At 56.2% G+C, this 3,607-nt stretch carries 6 protein-coding genes; all 6 read right to left on the reverse strand.

Going from position 1 to position 3,607, the window contains the following annotated elements:
- Positions 1 to 272, reverse strand: a 272-nt coding sequence (locus tag EDC90_RS19970) for a DNA adenine methylase (RefSeq protein ID WP_207903976.1), incomplete at its 3' end; no start/stop codon positions are given.
- A 151-nt stretch (positions 273 to 423) separates the two neighbouring features.
- Complete coding sequence (locus EDC90_RS19975; protein WP_132314280.1) at positions 424 to 933, reverse strand: DUF4376 domain-containing protein; 510 nt, start codon at positions 931 to 933, stop codon at positions 424 to 426.
- On the reverse strand, positions 930 to 2,222 hold the full coding sequence (locus EDC90_RS19980; RefSeq protein ID WP_132314281.1) for a hypothetical protein: 1,293 nt from the start codon (positions 2,220 to 2,222) through the stop codon (positions 930 to 932). The genes EDC90_RS19975 and EDC90_RS19980 overlap by 4 nt, the downstream gene beginning before the upstream one ends.
- 7 nt (positions 2,223 to 2,229) lie before the next feature.
- Positions 2,230 to 2,895, reverse strand: coding sequence for a hypothetical protein (locus EDC90_RS19985; RefSeq protein WP_132314282.1), 666 nt, complete (start codon positions 2,893 to 2,895; stop codon positions 2,230 to 2,232).
- A 28-nt stretch (positions 2,896 to 2,923) separates the two neighbouring features.
- On the reverse strand, positions 2,924 to 3,199 hold the full coding sequence (locus EDC90_RS19990) for a hypothetical protein (RefSeq protein WP_132314283.1): 276 nt from the start codon (positions 3,197 to 3,199) through the stop codon (positions 2,924 to 2,926).
- On the reverse strand, positions 3,199 to 3,607 hold a 409-nt coding region (locus EDC90_RS21010; RefSeq protein ID WP_165972918.1), incomplete at its 5' end, for a phage tail tip fiber protein. The genes EDC90_RS19990 and EDC90_RS21010, both read right to left, overlap by 1 nt.

Below are 3,607 nucleotides of genomic sequence, written 5' to 3' on the forward strand. Positions count from 1 at the left end.
ATCTGGAAGCGGAGCGTATCCATGAACTGCGGAAAGTGGCGCTGCAGGATGCGGAAGAAGTTAGCGACGTCACCGCTGATATCGTTGATCACCTCCGTCTTCGGCTGATGGTCCCGGCGCAGGAACACACCGCCCATGCCGACGAACGGCTCTGCATACCCGTCATGATCGGTCGCGTTGATCTTGGCGATTACGGTTTTCGAGAGGATGCGCTTACCACCGATATAACCGGCGGCGGGCGTGACCGGTGCAACCGGTTGCTGATTTACCATATCAATTATCTCACGACTCAGTCACAAGGCCGTTGCCCGCTTTTTGCGGGTACGGGTGCGACGGTTATCGTTGGGTACTGTCGGGCGGGTTTCTGACGCCAATCTAGACCCCGCCGCCAGGGCTTGCCCTGGCCACCTGGCTGTTATCGGCTCATGCCGGCCAGTCGTCCGTCACGTCGGCGAATGCAGCATCAACGTCCGCTGTTGTTGTCACGGTTCCAGCGGTGATGGCCGCATAGACTTCGGCGCGGCGGTCAAAGGTCTTCTGAACCCACTCAGCAACCTGATGATCGAGGGCGATAGCCTCGGATGCTGTGAGCTGCAGTAAGTTGCCGCCGTCTCCGTGCGTGTCGAATGCGAAAGTCCGGGTCCCATCACTTTTTGCAAGATCGGACATGCTTTTTATCAGGCCGATTGCATCGCCATCGCATTTAATCCGAACCCCATTAATCAACGGCCCCGCCACCCGCGTTTCCCATGATATTCGGGCCGCATATGCGGCAAGGTCATCCGGCGTTGGGTTTTCCGGCACAGGATTGATCGGCTCACCGCTCTCCTCGTATTTCATCGGTGGCTCAGCGCCGATGGCCTGCCAGTGACGCGGATAACCCTTGGTGCCGACACGGTTGCCATCAATCACCATTTTGGTTGGATCACTCATGATAAATCATCCTTTTCAGCTTCTGGCACCAGCAGTCCGGTTGCCGGATCAGCGTTCGCCAATGTCTTGACGACAGGATCGGCACGATCAGCGACAACATGCCATGCAATCAGGTCTGTGCAGGTTTCATATTCAGCAATGATCTCGAATGACCCGCCAGAGACCGGACCGGGGCGCACAGCGGTAAACCCTTCCTGATTTTGCAAAGACCTTACGATGGTGTTTTGCGTGAGAGCGGCCCAGGTACCGCTTGTCAGGTTGCTGGCGGCATCGATATCGACGGACGCGCGACCGTCAACGAGCCGGGAAATGCCCCAAGCCTCGACAGCGTAATGCGGGCTTTCAGTCGATGCAAAGATCAGGTCTTTGTTATAGGGGTCGAGAGGATGATCGATCAGGAAGTTCTTGGCGGCGGCATTGATGGCGCCGGGTATATTAAGTGATCCGTCGGATCGAAACTGCATCTGCCAGGCCCCGCCGCCGGCTTCCAACGACAGCAGCAGAAAATAGTATTGTCCGACTTGCTCATATGCTTGCAACAAACCTCTGATCGCGCCTGAGGCATCCGCTTGACGCGCAACGAATGCAGGCGTTGCCTTTAACGATGCGCTACCCCCAAAGCCAGTTACATATGCATCTGATGTCATTCTCGGGTTATCTGCGGCAACAGGCGCGTAACCAAGGCTAGCCTGTGCTCCCATCGTCCCGCGCGCAGCCGCCGCATCGGCATCACCCAGCAATGCCTGTGCAAAGGCTGACACACCAAGCGTATCCAGCGCTGCAGCAGCGTTTGCGTCATCCAAGAGAGTTTTAGAAAAAACACTCACGTCGGAACTTGGAAAGGCCCCAAGCGTTTCCAACGCCTCTGCCGCATCTGCATCATCCAGCAAGGATCGCGCAAATGCTGTCAGTGGCGTAAGGTCGGCCGAGGTTGCGCCATTGAAATATGGTAGCTGATCCTCCGCCGGTACCAGATCATCAAGCGCGGCCAGTGGTGTATCTTTCAGCCGCTGAATATAGCCCGCCAGCGCAGACGCGTTAGAGAGCACCTGGTACCCGTCATTTTGACGCTGCAGCGCGTATGTATACGTACCGGTTGCGCCGACCCATGCCGTGGCGGCGGTGATCTGGGTGTTGCTGTCGATGGTTTCGATCGGCAGTGGATTACCGGCAGCCTCCGGATAGATGACGCCACCGGCAATGACGGCCGTCTGCCAGCCCGTGTCTATGCCGGTGACGATCCTGGAGCCATTGGTCAGCGTGATTGTGCCTGTTTTGTAAGTGGTCATCTGAGCCTCAAACGTAGCCGGTCACATCGGCAAGCAGGTATTTGAAATGTTCGGTTTTCACCGGCTGGCCATTGTAAGGAATTTGGGAGCGGAATGAGTAGCCCCACTGCACAGCGCCGTCGGTTTGAACTGTTCCCTGAAGAGCCAAGTTTTCGAAGGCTGCACTCGATCCGTTCCAAAAGGCCCGGTACCAGGCCAAATTCTTCAGACCGTTCGGATTGCCGGATTCTTGAATGAGGATCGGGGCGTTTAGCGGGATGATGGCGAGTGTGCGAGACGGATCATATTGCGTGATCCGCAAGGGGCGATCAGAGGAATGCCATACGGTCTCGCCAGCGGCGTTAAAGATCTCCATGCCGAAGTTCTCGCCGGCGGGGTTATGCCCGTAATTGTCAAAGAAGAAGACATGGGCAAAGCCGCTGGCATCACCGATCAGCAATGAAACCTTTGCTGTCAGGACACCGTTTTCGTGCGTGGCGCGAATATGGAATGCTGCGTTGAGAGATGGCGATACGCCAATGACGGTATCCGGTGAGCAGGTCACTGCAATCGTCTGTTCACCGTTCGCACCTTGCCCATAAAAGGATTGCTGGTGGACGACATGCCAGGTGCGGTATTTGTCATCGAGCTGAACCACGTGGTCGTCATTGATCGCGGTGAAACCGAAAGCCATGCGAATTGCGCTCCAGATCTGTTTGAGTTTAGCCGTAAAGGCCGTAAAAAATCGTGAAAGTCGTGCCAAAGTAATTGATCCCCACATTCCAGATGAGCGTATTGCCGGAAAAGCTGACATCGAGCAGGTCGTATTGCGTTGTCAGCGGTGCAGTCATGTAAAAGGGCATGCCTTCGGTCAGCCGTGCGTCGACGAGTGATCCGCTCGCCGAAAAGCTCACCCGGCCAAGAAAGCGACCACAGTATGTTGATGTATCGAGTAGCAGCCGACCGGCAGCATCGAATGTCTGAAGTCCTGCTGTCATCACCAGATCCCCATGCGAACGCGCAAGGTGCCGTTGCCGTCAAACACCTGGACGAGGCTGTTGGTTATTTCGAGCCGTTGACCCGACATTGCCGAGCGCACCGTCATCGTGCCGTCGGGCGCAATCACCACGCGGTTGTTGATATTGAGCTGACCGGCAATCATGGCATAGGTCTTGAGAACGCCACCCTCATACACGAAGGGCTTGCTGTTATTGTCCATGACCACGAACTGGTCGGCCTTGACCGCGAACCGGCTTTTCAGGGTCCCGCCATCGGAATAAATTTCGAGAAACAAACCGCTTTCGATGTATTGACCGCCATTGCCAGCCCTGATCATCACACTGTAACGGGCCGTGACGCCTGTCTGATTGGCCGCGACCTTGAAGGCGATCTGGCCGGAAGCGAAC

Origin of the sequence: Martelella mediterranea (assembly GCF_004342225.1) — a bacterium.
GTDB lineage: Bacteria > Pseudomonadota > Alphaproteobacteria > Rhizobiales > Rhizobiaceae > Martelella > Martelella mediterranea_B.